This window comes from Burkholderia stabilis (genome assembly GCF_001742165.1).
Taxonomy (GTDB): Bacteria; Pseudomonadota; Gammaproteobacteria; order Burkholderiales; family Burkholderiaceae; genus Burkholderia; species Burkholderia stabilis.
Genome location: NZ_CP016443.1, coordinates 445,373 through 459,161 on the forward strand (window position 1 = coordinate 445,373; position 13,789 = coordinate 459,161).

Sequence of the window (13,789 nt, forward strand, 5' to 3'; positions counted from 1 at the left end):
GCCTAATCGAGCGTGCGCCGGTAGAAGCGCAGCGCGACGCCCATCACGATGACGGTGAACAGCGCGACCGGCCACACGGACGGCCACAGGTCGGCCCAGCCGTTGCCTTTCAGCAGGATGCCGCGCACGAGCCGGTTGAAGTAGGTGAGCGGCAGCAGGTTGCCGATGAACTGCGCCCACTTCGGCATCCCGGCGAACGGGAACATGAAGCCCGACAACAGGATGTTCGGCAGGAAGTAGAACACCGCGAGCTGCATCGCCTGCAACTGGTTCTGCGCGAGCGACGACAGCGTGATGCCGACCGTCAGGTTCGCGGCGATGAACAGCAGCGCGGCCAGGTAGAGCGCGAACACGCTGCCGACGAACGGCACGTCGAACACGAAGCGCGAGGCCGCGACGATGATCGACACCTGGACCAGCCCGATCAGCACGTACGGGACGATCTTGCCGGTCATCACCTCGAGCGGCCGCACGGGCGTCGCGAGCAGGTTCTCCATCGTGCCGCGCTCGCGTTCGCGCGTGATCGCGAGGCCCGTCATCATCACCATCGTCATCGTCAGGATCACGCCCATCAGGCCCGGCACGACGTTGTACTGCGTGATGCCTTCCGGGTTGTACAGCCGATGCAGCACGACGTCGAACGCGGCCGGGCGGCCGTTCAGGTGCGCGAGCGGGCCTGTCAGGTCCTTGTCCGCGACGGGCTGGACGAGGCCCGGCAGCGCGCCGATCGCCGAGGCGGTCGCGACGGGATCGGTGGCATCCGCCTCGACGAGCAGCGACGGCCGCTCGCCGCGCAGGAGCCGCCGCGAGAAATCGGCCGGCACGCTCAGCACGAACTGCACGTCGCCGCGCGCGAGCGCGTGCCGGCCGGCTGCCTCGTCGGGCAGCGTCTCGACGATGTCGAAGTACGCGGAATGGCGCATCGCGGCGACGAAACTACGCGCGAACGGGCTCGAATCGGCGACGATCACCGCGGTCGGCAGATGCTTCGGATCGGTGTTGATCGCGAAGCCGAACAGCGCGAGCTGGATGATCGGTACGCCGACGATCATCGCGAACGTCACGCGGTCGCGGCGCAACTGCAGGAATTCCTTCAGCACGATGCTCCACCAGCGTGCGACCGAGAACGATTCGCGCAGGCCCGTCCACGCGTTCATGACGATGCTCCGCCGGGCAGCCCGGACGCGCGGCCCATCAGGTAGATGAACACGTCCTCCAGCCCGGTGTCGATCGGCGCGACCTGCCACGATGCATCGCCGCCGTCCGGTGCGACGGCCCGCGCGAGCGTCGCATCGAGCAGCGCGCGATCGCGGCCGCTCACGTGCAGCGCCGAGCCGAACACGACGGTCTGGTCGACACCCGGCATCGCGCGCAGCCGCGCGGAGAGTTCGGTCAGATGCTCGCCGGTGATCGCGCGGGTCGACAGGCGCTGCGACGCGACGATCTCCGCCGACGTGCCCTGTGCGAGCAATTCGCCGTACGCGATGTAGGCAAGCTTGTGGCAGCGCTCGGCCTCGTCCATGTAATGCGTGCTGACGAGCACCGAGATGCCCTGCGCGGCCAGCCGGTGCAATTCTTCCCAGAAGTCGCGGCGCGCGGCCGGATCGACGCCGGCGGTCGGCTCGTCGAGCAGCAGCAGTTCCGGTTCGTGCAGCATGCACGCGGCCAGCGCGAGACGCTGCTTCCAGCCGCCCGACAGCGCGCCCGTGAGCTGATCCGCGCGGCTCGCGAGGCCGAGCCCGTCGAGCGCGCGCGCGACGGCCGCCTTGCGGTCGGGCATTCCGTACACGCGCGCGACGAAATCGAGGTTCTCGCGGATCGACAGGTCTTCCCAGTACGAGAAGCGCTGCGTCATGTAGCCGACGCGCCGCTTGATCTGCGCGCTGTCGCGCACGATGTCGTAGCCGAGGCAGGTGCCGCTGCCCGAGTCGGGCGTGAGCAGGCCGCACATCATGCGGATCGACGTCGTCTTGCCGCTGCCGTTCGGCCCGAGAAAGCCGAAGATCTCGCCGCGCGCGACGCGCAGCGAGACGTCCTTCACGACGTGCTTGTCGCCGAAATGCTTGTTCAGGCGATCGACGTCGATGGTGTACGGGGCGGGCGGCGCGTTCATTGCACGCTCACGGAAACGGGCTGGCCCGGATGCAGCTTCGGCGCGTCGGCGATGGCCGGGCGCGCCTCGATCATGAACACGAGCTTGGTCCGGCTCTCGTTGCTGTAGATCACGGGCGGCGTGTATTCGGCCTCGCTCGATACGTAGGTGATGCGTGCGGGCACATCGGCCGCACAGCCGTCGCAGCGGATCGCGACCGCGCGCCCCGGCGCAAGCGACGCGATGGCCGCCTCGGGCACGAAGAAGCGCACCTTCAGGTTTTGCGGCGGCAGCATCTGCACGACCGGATTGCCGGCCTGTACCCATTCGCCGACGCGGTACAACGTGTCGTACACGCGCCCGGCGGCGGGCGCGGCGATGCGCTTCTGGTCGAGCTTCCATTGCGCCTCGGCGACCGCCGCCTGCGCGGCGTCGACTTGCGCGGCCTGTGCGGCGACCTGCTGCGCGCGGCCGGGCAGGCGTGCGACGTCGACCTGGTTGCGCAGCTCGCGCATCTGCGCGGCGGTGGTTTGCGCGGACGTGCGCGAATCGTCGAGCTGTTGCTTCGACAGGCCGCCGGCTGCGTACTGGCGTTCGTCGCGTGCGAGTTGCCCGGCGGCCCGCGCGGCTTGCGCGGTCGCTTGTGCGAGCTGCGCCTGCGTGACCGCGACTTCCGGCGGCCGCTTGCCGGTCTGCAAATCGGCAAGCTGCGCGCGCGCTGCATCGAGCTGATGCTGCGCCTGCCGCAGCGCGGCCGTTTCGCTGACGGCTTCGAGCGAGAACGCCGGCGCGCCGGCGGCGACGGCCTGGCCGCGTTCGACCGACAGCTGCGTCAGCGTGCCCGATTGCGACGACGACAAGTACACGAATTCGCCTTCGACATAACCCTGGTAGGTCGCGACGTCGTGCGCGGGCCGTCCGCAACCGGCGAGCAGCGCGACGGTCGCGGCCAGCGCGAGCGGCAGCGTGCGGGCCGCGTTCACGACGGCCTCCGCGGCGTGCGCGCCCGCGCGCGGGGGGCGGTGGGCGGCAGCAGGCCGGAACCGAGCAGCGCGCGCACGTGCCGGTGCAGCACGTCGCGATCGATCGGCGGCAGGCCGCGCGCGCTTTGCCACAGTTTCGCGGTCGCGAGCGGCAGCATCACGAGCGCGATGATCGAATGGAACAGGAACGCCGGTTCGAGCGCGGGGTTCAGCGTGCCGGCCTGCTGCGCGCCGCGGATGCGTTCGGCGAAACGCCCGACATGCTCGAGCGGAATGCGCCGCACCATCCGTTCGCGCAGCAGCCCGCCTTCGTGGACGATCTCGCGCAGCCAGATCGACGGCAGCCACGGCATGCGCTGCGTGACGTCGAAGAAACGCTCGACGAGTTCGGCGACGAGCGCGAACGGATCGTTCTCGATGTGCGGCTCGGTCGGCCGCCACACGAACGCGATGGCCTGCGCGAGCCGTTCCTCGACGATCGCGTCGAGCAACTGCTCTCGGTTCGTGAAGTAGTAGTGGACCATCGCCGACGTGACGCCGGCGGCGGCGGCGATCTGCGCGACCGTCGTCGCGGCGATGCCGCGTTCGGCGAACAACTGCATCGCGATGTCGAGCATGTGGTCGCGCAGGTCGAAATCGTCCACCGACGGGCGGCGCCCGCGCGGTTTGGCAACGGTGGATTTCGCGTTCATGCAGACGACGCTAATTGATGAGTTAGTTAATTTCAAGGAAGGGTTTTCGCCGCCGTTGATCGGGATCAGGCGCGCGTCGAATGGCTGCGCGGACGAGCGGGCGGGCGCGTGACGCGGCGGCGGGCGGTGCGCCGCTGGCGGAGTGTAGGGAGCGGCTAATGCGGACCGGCGGGGAAGCCGGTCGCGAAATGGCGGCGCGCGCCGGATGGCGCGCGCCCGTCACGATCGTTACTGATCGATCGGCGACTTCAGCGGCGCGTGTTCGCCGGTCAGCCCGAACACGACGAGTTGCGCGGGCTCGGTCGCGCTCGCGTTGCGCGACACCTGGTGGCGCGAGCCGGGCGCTTCGTACCAGCCTTCGCCGGCGCGGTAGCGGCGCAACGGGCCGCCGTTCACCTGCGACAGCACTTCGCCTTTCGACACGACCGCAAACACCGAGCCGAGGTGCCGGTGCGCTTCGGACGCCTCGCCGGGCGCGTAGTCGACGGTCGCGACGACCGCGAACTTGCCGGGCGCTTCGGGCACGGCCTGCCGCATGATCGCGTGCACGTTGTCGCCGGTATCGTGCGCATGGGCGGCGGCCGGCAACACGGCGCCGAGTGCGAGCCACGCGCACAGCGCGGCGCGACGGAGAGTGGGGCGCATCATCGTCGTCTCCTTACTCGGGCATCTTGCGGAACGCGATCGCGAAGCGGTTCCACGTGTTGATCGTCGCGATCAGCATCGACAGCTCGAACAGCTCCGCGTCGGTGAAGTGCGGCTTCACGGCTTCCCACACCGCATCGGGCACGTGGTTGCTGGCGACCAGCGTCAGCGCCTCGGTCCATTCCAGCGCGGCACGTTCGCGCTCGGTGAAGAACGGGGTTTCGCGCCAGACGACGACGGTCGCGAGACGGCGGTCGGTTTCGCCGCCCTTGCGCGCATCGGTCGTGTGCATGTCGACGCAGAACGCGCAGCCGTTGATCTGCGACGCGCGCAGGCGGACGAGTTCGGCGAGCGGCTTCTCGATCGAGCTCTTCGCGATGAAGTCCTCGGCGTTGCGCATCACCTTGATCGCATTCGGGCTGGCGGTATAGAAATTCAGGCGCGGTTGCATGGCAGGTCCTTTTCGGTTGGTGCGCACGGTGGCGCGACAGGACCTACTTTAAGACTCGCATTGGTCTTCTTGAATGACCAATTTTCTGAAAATTCAGGTAACCACTTCCGGGCTGCCGATGCTGCTCGACGCCAGCAGCCCGGCCAGCTTCGCGAGTGCCGCGTCGATGCGCAGCGCGTCGATTCCGCCATAGCCGAACAGCAACCCCGGGCGGACGGGCACGCGGCCATGGAACCCCGAAATCCCGTACAGGCCGATGTCCAGCGCGCGCGCCGCGCGAACCAGCGCTGCTTCGTCGAGCCCCGGCTTCAGGTGCGCGGCGAGATGGATGCCGGCGGTCGGCACGATCGCGTCGAACCACGGCGCGAGTTCGCCGCGCAGGTGCGCGATCAGCATCTTGCGGCGCGCGTCGTAGTGCTTCTGCACGCGTTTCAGGTGCCGCGCGAAATCGCCTTCGAGCATGAAGCGCGCCAGCGCCGCCTGCGTCAGCGAGCACGTGTGCCAGTCGACGATCTGCTTCGCCTTGGCCAGCGCGCCGCGCAGCGCGCGCGGCGGAATCGCGTAGCCGATCCGCAGCTCGGGAAATATCGTCTTGGAAAACGTGCCGACGTACGCGACGAGGCCCGTGCGGTCCAGGCTCTTCAGCGACTCAACGGGCCGGCCTTCGAAGCGGAATTCGCCGTCGTAGTCGTCCTCGATGATGACCGCGCGGCGGCGCTGCGCCCATTCGAGCAGCGCGACACGCCGGTCCAGCGTCATCGGCATCCCGAGCGGGAACTGGTGCGACGGCGTCACGTAGACGAGGCGCGCGTCGTCGGGCAGCCGTTCCGTGACGAGCCCGTGCGCATCGACCGGCACGCCGACCACGGTCGCGCCGAGCGATGCGAATGCGGCGCGCGCCGGCGGATAGCCGGGGTCTTCGACCGCGACCACGTCGCCGGGCCGCACGACCACGCGCGCGATCAGGTCGAGCGCCTGTTGCGCGCCGTGCGTGACGAGCACGTCGTCCCAGCTGCATGCGACCGCGCGGCTGAACGCGACGTAGCGTGCGATCGCGCCGCGCAGCTGCGGGTCGCCGGCCGGATCGTGGTACTGGCCGGGGCCGCGCGCCTGCTGGCGCAGCGCATGGTGCAGGCAGCGCCGCCATGCGTCGAACGGGAACAGCGCCTTGTCGGTCACGCCGCCGCGGAAGTCGAAGGCGGGCGAGTCCTGCGGCGCGGGCATCGCGAGCGCGTCGGGCAGATCGTTCCACAGCGCGCGCGCATCGACCGCGTCGATGCGCGGCGTCTCCTCGGCGATCGACGGCGCCGTCATGGCGGCGGCGTGCGGGACGCGCGACAGGCCGTCGGCGACGAACGTGCCGTCGCCTGCGCGCGTATTCAGGTAGCCCTCGGCGACGAGACGCTCGAACGCGTCGAGCGTCGTCTTGCGCGATACGCCGAGCTGCTTCGCGAGATCGCGCGTCGACGGCAGCCGCGCGCCGGCTTCGAGACGCCCGTCGATGATCGCGGTGCGCAGTTGCCGGAAAATCTGCCCCGTCAGGTCGTGACGGCCTTCGATGCGGATCGCGATGTCCATCGCAGTGGTTACCTCGGTTTGTGCTGTTTTGCCGGAATCGGCATGCCGCCAGTATGCCGTCGGCGCGTGGATTCGGGGGAGCAGGATGTGGCGTTCGGCGCGGCGTGATGGCGGGGAACCGGGGTGCGAGCGTTGTGATCGAGCGTGCGAAACCGGCGAAACCGGCGAAACCGGCGAAACCGGCGAAACCGGCGAAACCGGCGAAACCGGCGAAACCGGCGAAACACCGAATGAAGTGACGTTCGCCCGGCACATGCGCCGATCGGACTCATCCAACGCCGTCCGATTGGACCGCCGCCCGCCACTGCCTTACGATCCACGGAAGCCGTCACGACCCCATACCCTCACCACCCCCGGAGCGTCCCCATGCTGTCCGAAGACGAACTTGCGCTGCTCGACGCGATCCGCGCCACCGGCAGCCTGTCGCGCGCCGCAGCGCGGCTCGGCAAGGCGGCGTCGACGGTGTCGCATGCGGCGCGCCAGCTCGAGACGCGTTTCGATGCGCTGCTGTTCGACCGGCGCGGCTACCGGTTACAGCTCACGCCGGCCGGCCAGTTGCTGGCCGACGAGGCGTCGCGGCTGGCGCTGGACGTCGCGCGGCTGACGCAGCGCGTGCGGCAGGTCGCGAGCGGCTGGGAGGACCGGCTGTGGATCGTCAGCGACGAAGTGCTGGAGTTCGACATACTGCTGCCGGTCGTCCGCGCGTTCGACGCGCTGGATTCGGGCGTGTCGTTGCGCTTCACGCACGAAGTGCTCGGCGGCACGTGGGAGGCGCTGCGCGACGGCCGCGCGGACCTGGTCGTCGGCGCGACCAACGAGCCGCCGGCGATCCCCGGTTTCAAGTGGTTCGAGCTTGGCGCGATCGAATGGGTGTTCGCGGTGTCGCCGCGCCATCCGCTGGCATCCGCGGGCGACGTGTTGACGCGCGACGCGATCGGCGCGCATCGCGGTGTCGTCGTCGCCGATTCGTCGCGGCGAGCGGCCGGCCGCGCCTATGGCCTGCTCGGCGGGCAGGCCGTGCTCGCGGTGCCGTCGATGCGCGCGAAGATTCTCGCGCAGCGCGACGGGCTCGGCGTCGGCTGGATTCCGCGCCGGCGTGCGGCGTCGCTGCTTGCACGCGGCGAACTCGTCGAGAAACGGACGGCCGATCCGCGCGAGCCGAACGTGCTGTATGTCGCGTGGCGCGGCGACCGCGACGGCCGGGCGCTGCAATGGTGGCTCGAGCAACTGCGTGAGCCGAGACTTGCGCAGCGGTTGCTCGACGGGCTCGACGTCGCCGGCTGAAGGCGGGTAGGCGCACGAGGCGTCAGTTCGCGGGCGGGCCGCCGGCACCGGGCACGCGCGGCAACGCTCGTGCGCGTCGGGCGCCGTCTCCCGGCCGAAGCCGGCGCGCCAACCCCTGCAAACACGTTCGATGATTTCGAACATGTCCGCTGCGCCCGTCGTACGGCAAGCCCGGCCGCCGCGCGCATCCTGTGTTCACGGTCAACTCACCGGTTCACAGGAGAACATCATGCAACGCTTCGAAGGAAAAACGGTCCTCGTCACGGGCGGCAACAGCGGCATCGGCCTGGCGGCCGCCAGCGCATTCGCGGCCGAAGGCGCGCGGGTCATCATCACCGGGCGCGACGCGCAGACGCTTGAGGCCGCCCGGCGCACGCTCGGCGAAGGCGCACTCGCGATCCGCAACGAGGCAGGCAGCGTCGCGTCGGCCCGCGCGCTCGCGGACGCGATCGCTTCGGCCGGCGCGCGGCTCGACGCCGTGTTCATCAACGCGGGCGTCGCGAAACTCGCGCCGTTCGCCGACAGCGACGAGGCCATGTGGGATCTCGTGTTCAACACCAACGTGAAGGGCGCGTATTTCCAGATCCAGTCGCTGGTGCCGCTGCTGAACCGCGGCGCGTCGATCGTGATCAACGGCTCGATCAACGCGCACGTCGGGATGCCCGGCTCGTCGGTGTACGCGGCGAGCAAGGCGGCCGTCAATTCGTTCGCGAAGACGCTGTCGACGGAATTGCTGCCGCACGGCGTGCGCGTGAACGTCGTGAGCCCCGGGCCCGTTCAAACGCCGCTGTACGGCAAGCTCGGGCTCGATGCGGCGACGCTCGACGCGACGGCCGACAAGATCAAGGGGCTCGTTCCGATCGGCCGGTTCGGCACGCCGGACGAGATCGCGTCGACGGTGTTGCACCTCAGCGCATCGGAATCCGCGTTCATCGTCGGCGCGGAGATCATCGCGTCGGGCGGGATGGGATTGCTCTGATTTGTGACGTCCACCGGGCCGCAGCCGGACGGCGCGAGGCCAAGAGCACGGTGCGTCGTGCTCCCGGCCGACGCGGCGAGCATGAGCGGGGCGCGATCGGCGACGGACGTTACCGATCGCATCCGTCGAAAGGCCATGACGACGACAGGGGCGAATGCCGATTCTCTAGACGACTGGTCTAATCCGAAGCTATCATCCATCCCAATGAATGCGGCGACGTTCGCTGGTTCGGGCAACAAAGACGCGAAATTGCCATTTCGCGCTGCGATGCTGATCGTGCAGCGAACGCCGTCGTTTTATTTGGGATTTTTCTAGACGACTGGTCTAATAGGCGCGTGCGGCATTCGGTCCAGCGAATCGCACGTTGACGCGCCATGGCGGACTAACCGACAGGCGCACCGCGCTGACCGCCCCCGGCGGCACGGCTGCGTTCCCGTCCATTTTCGAAGGAGTGTCCGATCATGAAGATTCTGGTTGTCCTGACCTCGCACGACACGCTCGGCGATACCGGCAAGAAAACCGGCTTCTGGCTCGAGGAACTGGCCGCGCCGTATTACACGTTCAAGGATGCGGGCGTCGAACTGACGCTGGCGTCGCCGAAGGGCGGCCAGCCGCCGCTCGACCCGAAAAGCAGCGACCCGGCCGCGCAGACCGACGCGACGCGCCGCTTCGACGCCGATGCGGCGGCCAAGGCCGAACTCGCGTCGACGCGCAAGCTGGCCGACGTGTCGGTGGACGACTACGACGCGGTGTTCTATCCGGGCGGCCACGGCCCGCTGTGGGATCTCGCCGAGGATCTGCAGTCGATCGGCCTGATCGAGCGCGCATTGTCGGCCGGCAAGCCGGTCGCGGCCGTCTGCCATGCGCCGGGCGTGCTGCGCCACGTGAAGAACCCCGAAACCGGCGAATCGGTCGTGCGCGGCAAGCGCGTGACGGGCTTCACCAACAGCGAGGAGGCGGCGGTCGAATTGACCGAGGTCGTGCCGTTCCTCGTCGAGGACATGCTGAAGACCAACGGCGGCGAATTCGAGCGCAGCGCCGACTGGGCGCCGCACGTCGTCACCGACGGGCTGCTGATCACGGGGCAGAACCCCGCGTCGTCGGCGCCCGCTGCCGAGGCGCTGCTCGCGAAGCTCGGCCGCCAGTAACCCCGGGCGCCGGCCGGACCGGCGCCGTTCCCCCCGTCGCCGGGCAACTGCCCGGCGACGCTCCGAATCCTCCCGCCGTGCGCGTTGCGCGGCGAGTTTCCAGCCGTTTTGCAGAACCAAGCAAAGGAGTCGTGGATGTCTGCCCTGTTCGAACCGTTCAAACTCAAGGATGTCACGTTGCGCAACCGCATCGCGGTGCCGCCGATGTGCCAGTACGTCGCCGAAGACGGCGTGGTCAACGACTGGCATCACGTGCATCTGGCCGGCATCGCGCGCGGCGGCGCGGGCCTCGTGATCGCCGAAGCAACGGCCGTGTCGCCGGAAGGGCGCATCACGCCGGGTTGCGCGGGGTTGTGGAGCGATGCGCAGGCCGAAGCGTTCGCGCCGTCGGTCGCGGCGATCAAGGCGGCCGGCGCCGTGCCGGGCATCCAGATCGCGCACGCTGGCCGCAAGGCAAGCGCGAACCGTCCGTGGGAAGGCGACGATCACATTGCCGCCGGCGATCCGCGCGGCTGGCAGACCATTGCGCCGTCGGCCGTGCCGTTCGGCGCGCATCTGTCGAAGGTGCCGCGCGAAATGACGCGCGACGACATCGCCCGCGTGCAGGCCGACTTCGTCGCATCGGCGAAGCGTGCGCGCGACCTGGGCTTCGAATGGCTCGAACTGCACTTCGCGCACGGCTATCTCGGTCAGAGCTTCTTCTCGGTGCATTCGAACCATCGTGACGACGAATACGGCGGTTCGGCCGAGAATCGCGGCCGTTTCCTCGTCGAGACGCTCGCGGCCGTCCGCAAGGTATGGCCGGAACATCTGCCGCTGACCGCACGTCTCGGCGTGATCGAATACGACGGCCGCGACGAAGAGACGCTCGCCGAGTCGATCGCGCTCACGCAACGGATGAAGCGGGAAGGGCTCGACATGCTGAGCGTGTCGGTCGGCTTCTCGACGCCCGATGCGCAGATTCCGTGGGGCCCGGCGTTCCTCGCGCCGGTCGCCGAGCGCGTGCGCCGCGAGGCGGGGCTGCCCGTGTCGTCCGCGTGGGGGATCGACACGCCGCAACTGGCGAACCGCGTGGTCGCCGAAGAGCAGCTCGATCTCGTGATGGTCGGCCGCGCGCATCTCGCCGATCCGCACTGGCCGTACTACGCGGCGAAGCAGCTCGGCGTCGAGCGTCCGTCGTGGACGTTGCCCGCGTCGTACGCGCACTGGCTCGAGCGTTACCGGACCGCCGACAAGGTGGCCTGAGCCCGCTCGGCAACACCGCGCCGGGGCGGGCCGCGCGTGATGCGCGCCGCCGATCCGGCGCCGATGGATAGAATGGCGGTTCGCGCAGGCCGATTGCCTGCGCGAACCGCCATTTTTCCATTTCGACAGAGGTGCCATGGGCGCACATGTCCCGTCGTCTCACGATTCCGCCGCACGACCGCGTACGCAGCAGATCGCCCGCGCCGTGCTGTATGCGGCGCTGCTGGTGCTGGCGCTGTGGGTGATCCGCGACTTCCTTCCCGCCATCGTGTGGGCCTGCGTGATCGCCATCGCGATGTGGCCGCTGCTGAAACGCTTCGAATCGCACCGGCTGTTCCGCGGCCGTCCGACGGTCATCGCGCTCGTCATCACGGCGGCGATCTCGCTGCTCGTCGTGCTGCCGGTGGCCGTCGCGGCCACCCAGGCGATCGGGCAGGCACACGACCTGCGCGTGTGGCTGCACACGATCCAGGACAACGGCATTCCGCTGCCGGACGTGGTCAGCCGCCTGCCTTACGGCTCGGCACAGATCACCGAATGGTGGCAGGCCAATCTCGGCCATCCGCTGCATGCGGCCAGCGCGATGCACAGTGTCAACGGCGAGAAATTCATCGCGTTCGGCCGGCAGTTCGGCACCAAGCTCGCGCATGCGCTGCTCGAGTTCGGTTTCATGCTCGTCACGTTGTTCGTGATCCTGCGCGCCGGGCACAAGCTGTCGGGCGCATTGCTGGAAGGCGCGCGGCGCGCGTTCGGGCGCAACGGCGCGGAGCTGATCGAGCGCATGGTCGCAGCCGTGTACGGCACGGTGACGGGGCTCGTCGTCGTCGGGCTCGGCGAAGGCGCGCTGCTCGGCATCGCCTATGCGCTCGCCGGCGTCCCGCATGCGGCGCTGCTCGGCCTCGTCACGGCGGTTGCCGCGATGCTGCCGTTCTGCGCGCCGATCGTGTTCTGCGGCGCGGCGCTCTGGCTGTTCGTGCAGGGCGCGACGATGTGGGCCGTCGCGGTGGCGGTGATCGGTTTCGTCGTCGTGTTCGTTGCCGAGCATTTCGTGCGGCCGGTGCTGATCGGCGGCTCGACACGGCTGCCGTTCCTGCTCGTGCTGTTCGGCATCCTCGGCGGCGCCGAAACGTTCGGGCTGGTCGGGCTGTTCGTCGGCCCCGCGCTGATGACGGTGCTGACGATGCTGTGGGCCGAGTGGATCGCGTGACGATGCGCGACGCCGCGCCGGTCTGAAGCATCGGCGCGACGGCCGGGCGACGCATGCAGGCATCGAGCCGTCTCAGCCCGGTCGTAATCTGGCCAGAACCCGGATGCAATCTCGCTGCAACGATCGGCCACGATTCGGCGGGCGCAGGCGCATGCCAACCACGAATTCGGAAACGGATCTCTACATTTCTTTTCGATCCGGACCCAAAGGTCGAGTAGCATGGGGCTTTCGATCACGCCGGCATGGCGCAGCAGATTTCCCAAGCATGCGATTGATTACGATGTCCCGTCCCGCAGCGACGCTGTCCCTGGCCGCCGGCTGCCTGATGTTGCACGGTTGCGCGTGGTTCGACTCGTGGCTGCCGTTTTCGTATTCGCGCACGCCGCTGGCAAGAGCCGCGTCGCGGCACGGCGCGACGCGCGCCGATGTCGTCCGCGCGGGCGGCAACCCGCGCAGCGTATGGATGGTCCGCAACGGCAACGGCGTCTGCTACAACTACTTTATCGAGCACGGTAACGATCACCGGCCTTATTTCGTCGTGTTCGACAAGGCCGGTTTCGTCACGCAATACGGCTTCGATTCGTGCATGGACGCCGACCGCAAGGGCACGCTGCAGCCGGGCAAGGCCGCTTCGCGCTAGCGTGCGGAGGCCTTGAGCCGGCCGGCCGTCAAGCGATCGTGTCGACCACGCCGCCGTCGACGCGCAGCGCGGCGCCGGTCGTCGCCGAAGCCTGCGGCGAGCACACGTAGACCACCAGGTTCGCGACTTCCTCGGGCGTCGCGGGCCGCTGGATGATCGAGCTCGCGCGATGGTTGCGCACGAAATCCACGGCCACATCCTCGACGCTGCGGCCCGATTCGTCGGCCGTTTCTTTCAGCAGCGCACGCACGCCGTCCGACATCGTCGGCCCCGGCAGTACCGAGTTGACGGTCACGTTGGTGCCGGCCGCGAGCTTCGCGAGGCCGCGCGCGATCGACAACTGCGCGGTTTTCGTGAATCCGTAGTGAATCATGTCGACCGGGATGTTCAGCCCCGATTCCGACGAAATGAACACGATGCGCCCCGCATTGCGTTCGATCATCCCCAACAGGTAATGCCGCGCGAGGCGCACGCCTGACATCACGTTCATCTGGAAGTAATGGTCCCATTCGGCATCGTCGATGTCGAAGAACGCCTTCAGGCCGTAGATCCCCGCGTTGTTGACGAGGATGTCCGCATCCGGCGTGTGCTGCGTGACGCGCGCGACGCCGGCCGCGTCGGCCAGGTCGGCGGCGACGCCGTCGACGCTCGCACCCGGCACGGCGGCGCGCAGTTGCGTGAGCGCGGATTGCACCGACGCGTCGCTGCGACCGTTGACGACGACGCGCGCGCCGGCGCGCGCGAGCCCTTCGGCGATCGCGAGCCCGATGCCGGCGGTGGAGGCGGTGACGACCGCGGTCTTGCCTTTCAGATCGATCTGCATGAGCGTGATGGGGAAAGAGTGA

Annotated in this window: 15 protein-coding genes; 7 read left to right on the top strand and 8 right to left on the bottom strand. The window is 68.9% G+C overall.

Annotated elements, in window-relative coordinates; genetic code table 11:
* Positions 1-2 precede the first annotated feature (2 nt).
* The 7 genes from BBJ41_RS20060 to pdxR form a co-directional block, all read right to left on the bottom strand.
* Positions 3-1,157: an ABC transporter permease gene (locus BBJ41_RS20060; protein ID WP_069748087.1), complete on the bottom strand. Its 1,155-nt coding sequence runs from the start codon at positions 1,155-1,157 to the stop codon at positions 3-5.
* Complete coding sequence (locus BBJ41_RS20065) at positions 1,154-2,113, bottom strand: ABC transporter ATP-binding protein (RefSeq protein ID WP_069748088.1); 960 nt, start codon at positions 2,111-2,113, stop codon at positions 1,154-1,156. Before BBJ41_RS20065 ends, BBJ41_RS20060 begins: the two co-directional genes overlap by 4 nt.
* The gene (locus tag BBJ41_RS20070) at positions 2,110-3,075 is read right to left on the bottom strand and encodes an HlyD family secretion protein (RefSeq protein ID WP_069748089.1); all 966 of its coding nucleotides are present in this window, start codon (positions 3,073-3,075) and stop codon (positions 2,110-2,112) included. The genes BBJ41_RS20065 and BBJ41_RS20070 overlap by 4 nt, the downstream gene beginning before the upstream one ends.
* A complete protein-coding gene (locus tag BBJ41_RS20075; protein WP_069748090.1) occupies positions 3,072-3,767 on the bottom strand; it encodes a TetR/AcrR family transcriptional regulator in 696 nt (231 codons plus the stop codon). Before BBJ41_RS20075 ends, BBJ41_RS20070 begins: the two co-directional genes overlap by 4 nt.
* 228 nt (positions 3,768-3,995) lie before the next feature.
* Positions 3,996-4,415 carry a cupin domain-containing protein gene (locus BBJ41_RS20080; protein WP_069748091.1) on the bottom strand — a complete coding sequence of 140 codons (420 nt, stop codon included), beginning with the start codon at positions 4,413-4,415 and terminating at the stop codon, positions 3,996-3,998.
* 10 nt (positions 4,416-4,425) lie between these two features.
* Positions 4,426-4,863, bottom strand: coding sequence for a carboxymuconolactone decarboxylase family protein (locus BBJ41_RS20085; protein WP_069748092.1), 438 nt, complete (start codon positions 4,861-4,863; stop codon positions 4,426-4,428).
* A gap of 93 nt (positions 4,864-4,956) precedes the next feature.
* Positions 4,957-6,441 carry a MocR-like pyridoxine biosynthesis transcription factor PdxR gene (pdxR, locus tag BBJ41_RS20090; protein WP_069748093.1) on the bottom strand — a complete coding sequence of 495 codons (1,485 nt, stop codon included), beginning with the start codon at positions 6,439-6,441 and terminating at the stop codon, positions 4,957-4,959.
* Between the two features lie 366 nt (positions 6,442-6,807).
* Between pdxR and BBJ41_RS20095 the strand changes: the two genes are divergently transcribed.
* The 7 genes from BBJ41_RS20095 to BBJ41_RS20120 all read left to right on the top strand — a co-directional run bounded on the left by BBJ41_RS20095 (position 6,808) and on the right by BBJ41_RS20120 (position 12,944).
* Positions 6,808-7,725, top strand: a complete 918-nt coding sequence (locus tag BBJ41_RS20095; protein ID WP_069748094.1) for a LysR family transcriptional regulator — start codon at positions 6,808-6,810, stop codon at positions 7,723-7,725.
* Positions 7,726-7,954: 229 nt separating this feature from the next.
* Positions 7,955-8,704 carry an SDR family oxidoreductase gene (locus BBJ41_RS20100; protein ID WP_069748095.1) on the top strand — a complete coding sequence of 250 codons (750 nt, stop codon included), beginning with the start codon at positions 7,955-7,957 and terminating at the stop codon, positions 8,702-8,704.
* Between the two features lie 135 nt (positions 8,705-8,839).
* Entirely contained in the window at positions 8,840-9,019 is a 180-nt protein-coding gene (locus BBJ41_RS40510; RefSeq protein ID WP_156814830.1) for a hypothetical protein, read from the top strand.
* Positions 9,020-9,165: 146 nt separating this feature from the next.
* The gene (locus BBJ41_RS20105; RefSeq protein WP_069748096.1) at positions 9,166-9,852 is read left to right on the top strand and encodes a type 1 glutamine amidotransferase domain-containing protein; all 687 of its coding nucleotides are present in this window, start codon (positions 9,166-9,168) and stop codon (positions 9,850-9,852) included.
* A gap of 135 nt (positions 9,853-9,987) precedes the next feature.
* Positions 9,988-11,097 (top strand): NADH:flavin oxidoreductase/NADH oxidase, encoded by a 1,110-nt coding sequence (locus tag BBJ41_RS20110; RefSeq protein ID WP_069748097.1) that lies wholly within the window; start codon positions 9,988-9,990, stop codon positions 11,095-11,097.
* 136 nt (positions 11,098-11,233) lie between these two features.
* A complete protein-coding gene (locus BBJ41_RS20115; RefSeq protein WP_069748098.1) occupies positions 11,234-12,304 on the top strand; it encodes an AI-2E family transporter in 1,071 nt (356 codons plus the stop codon).
* A 265-nt stretch (positions 12,305-12,569) separates the two neighbouring features.
* A complete protein-coding gene (locus BBJ41_RS20120; RefSeq protein ID WP_069748099.1) occupies positions 12,570-12,944 on the top strand; it encodes a hypothetical protein in 375 nt (124 codons plus the stop codon).
* 28 nt (positions 12,945-12,972) lie between these two features.
* On the opposite strand, the gene BBJ41_RS20125 is transcribed toward BBJ41_RS20120, so the two are convergent.
* Positions 12,973-13,767, bottom strand: a complete 795-nt coding sequence (locus BBJ41_RS20125) for an SDR family NAD(P)-dependent oxidoreductase (RefSeq protein ID WP_069748100.1) — start codon at positions 13,765-13,767, stop codon at positions 12,973-12,975.
* Positions 13,768-13,789: the final 22 nt, after the last annotated feature.

What these genes read in the sequence shown, in the direction of transcription:
- BBJ41_RS20085 (WP_069748092.1), bottom strand. Translation starts at nt 4,863, where the DNA reads ATGCAACCGCGCCTGAATTTCTATACCGCCAGCCCGAATGCGATCAAG.
- BBJ41_RS20100 (WP_069748095.1), top strand. Translation starts at nt 7,955, where the DNA reads ATGCAACGCTTCGAAGGAAAAACGGTCCTCGTCACGGGCGGCAACAGC.
- BBJ41_RS20115 (WP_069748098.1), top strand. Translation starts at nt 11,234, where the DNA reads ATGGGCGCACATGTCCCGTCGTCTCACGATTCCGCCGCACGACCGCGT.
- BBJ41_RS20065 (WP_069748088.1), bottom strand. Translation starts at nt 2,113, where the DNA reads ATGAACGCGCCGCCCGCCCCGTACACCATCGACGTCGATCGCCTGAAC.
- BBJ41_RS20080 (WP_069748091.1), bottom strand. Translation starts at nt 4,415, where the DNA reads ATGATGCGCCCCACTCTCCGTCGCGCCGCGCTGTGCGCGTGGCTCGCA.
- pdxR (WP_069748093.1), bottom strand. Translation starts at nt 6,441, where the DNA reads ATGGACATCGCGATCCGCATCGAAGGCCGTCACGACCTGACGGGGCAG.
- BBJ41_RS40510 (WP_156814830.1), top strand. Translation starts at nt 8,840, where the DNA reads ATGACGACGACAGGGGCGAATGCCGATTCTCTAGACGACTGGTCTAAT.
- BBJ41_RS20120 (WP_069748099.1), top strand. Translation starts at nt 12,570, where the DNA reads ATGCGATTGATTACGATGTCCCGTCCCGCAGCGACGCTGTCCCTGGCC.
- BBJ41_RS20060 (WP_069748087.1), bottom strand. Translation starts at nt 1,157, where the DNA reads ATGAACGCGTGGACGGGCCTGCGCGAATCGTTCTCGGTCGCACGCTGG.
- BBJ41_RS20075 (WP_069748090.1), bottom strand. Translation starts at nt 3,767, where the DNA reads ATGAACGCGAAATCCACCGTTGCCAAACCGCGCGGGCGCCGCCCGTCG.
- BBJ41_RS20105 (WP_069748096.1), top strand. Translation starts at nt 9,166, where the DNA reads ATGAAGATTCTGGTTGTCCTGACCTCGCACGACACGCTCGGCGATACC.
- BBJ41_RS20110 (WP_069748097.1), top strand. Translation starts at nt 9,988, where the DNA reads ATGTCTGCCCTGTTCGAACCGTTCAAACTCAAGGATGTCACGTTGCGC.
- BBJ41_RS20125 (WP_069748100.1), bottom strand. Translation starts at nt 13,767, where the DNA reads ATGCAGATCGATCTGAAAGGCAAGACCGCGGTCGTCACCGCCTCCACC.
- BBJ41_RS20095 (WP_069748094.1), top strand. Translation starts at nt 6,808, where the DNA reads ATGCTGTCCGAAGACGAACTTGCGCTGCTCGACGCGATCCGCGCCACC.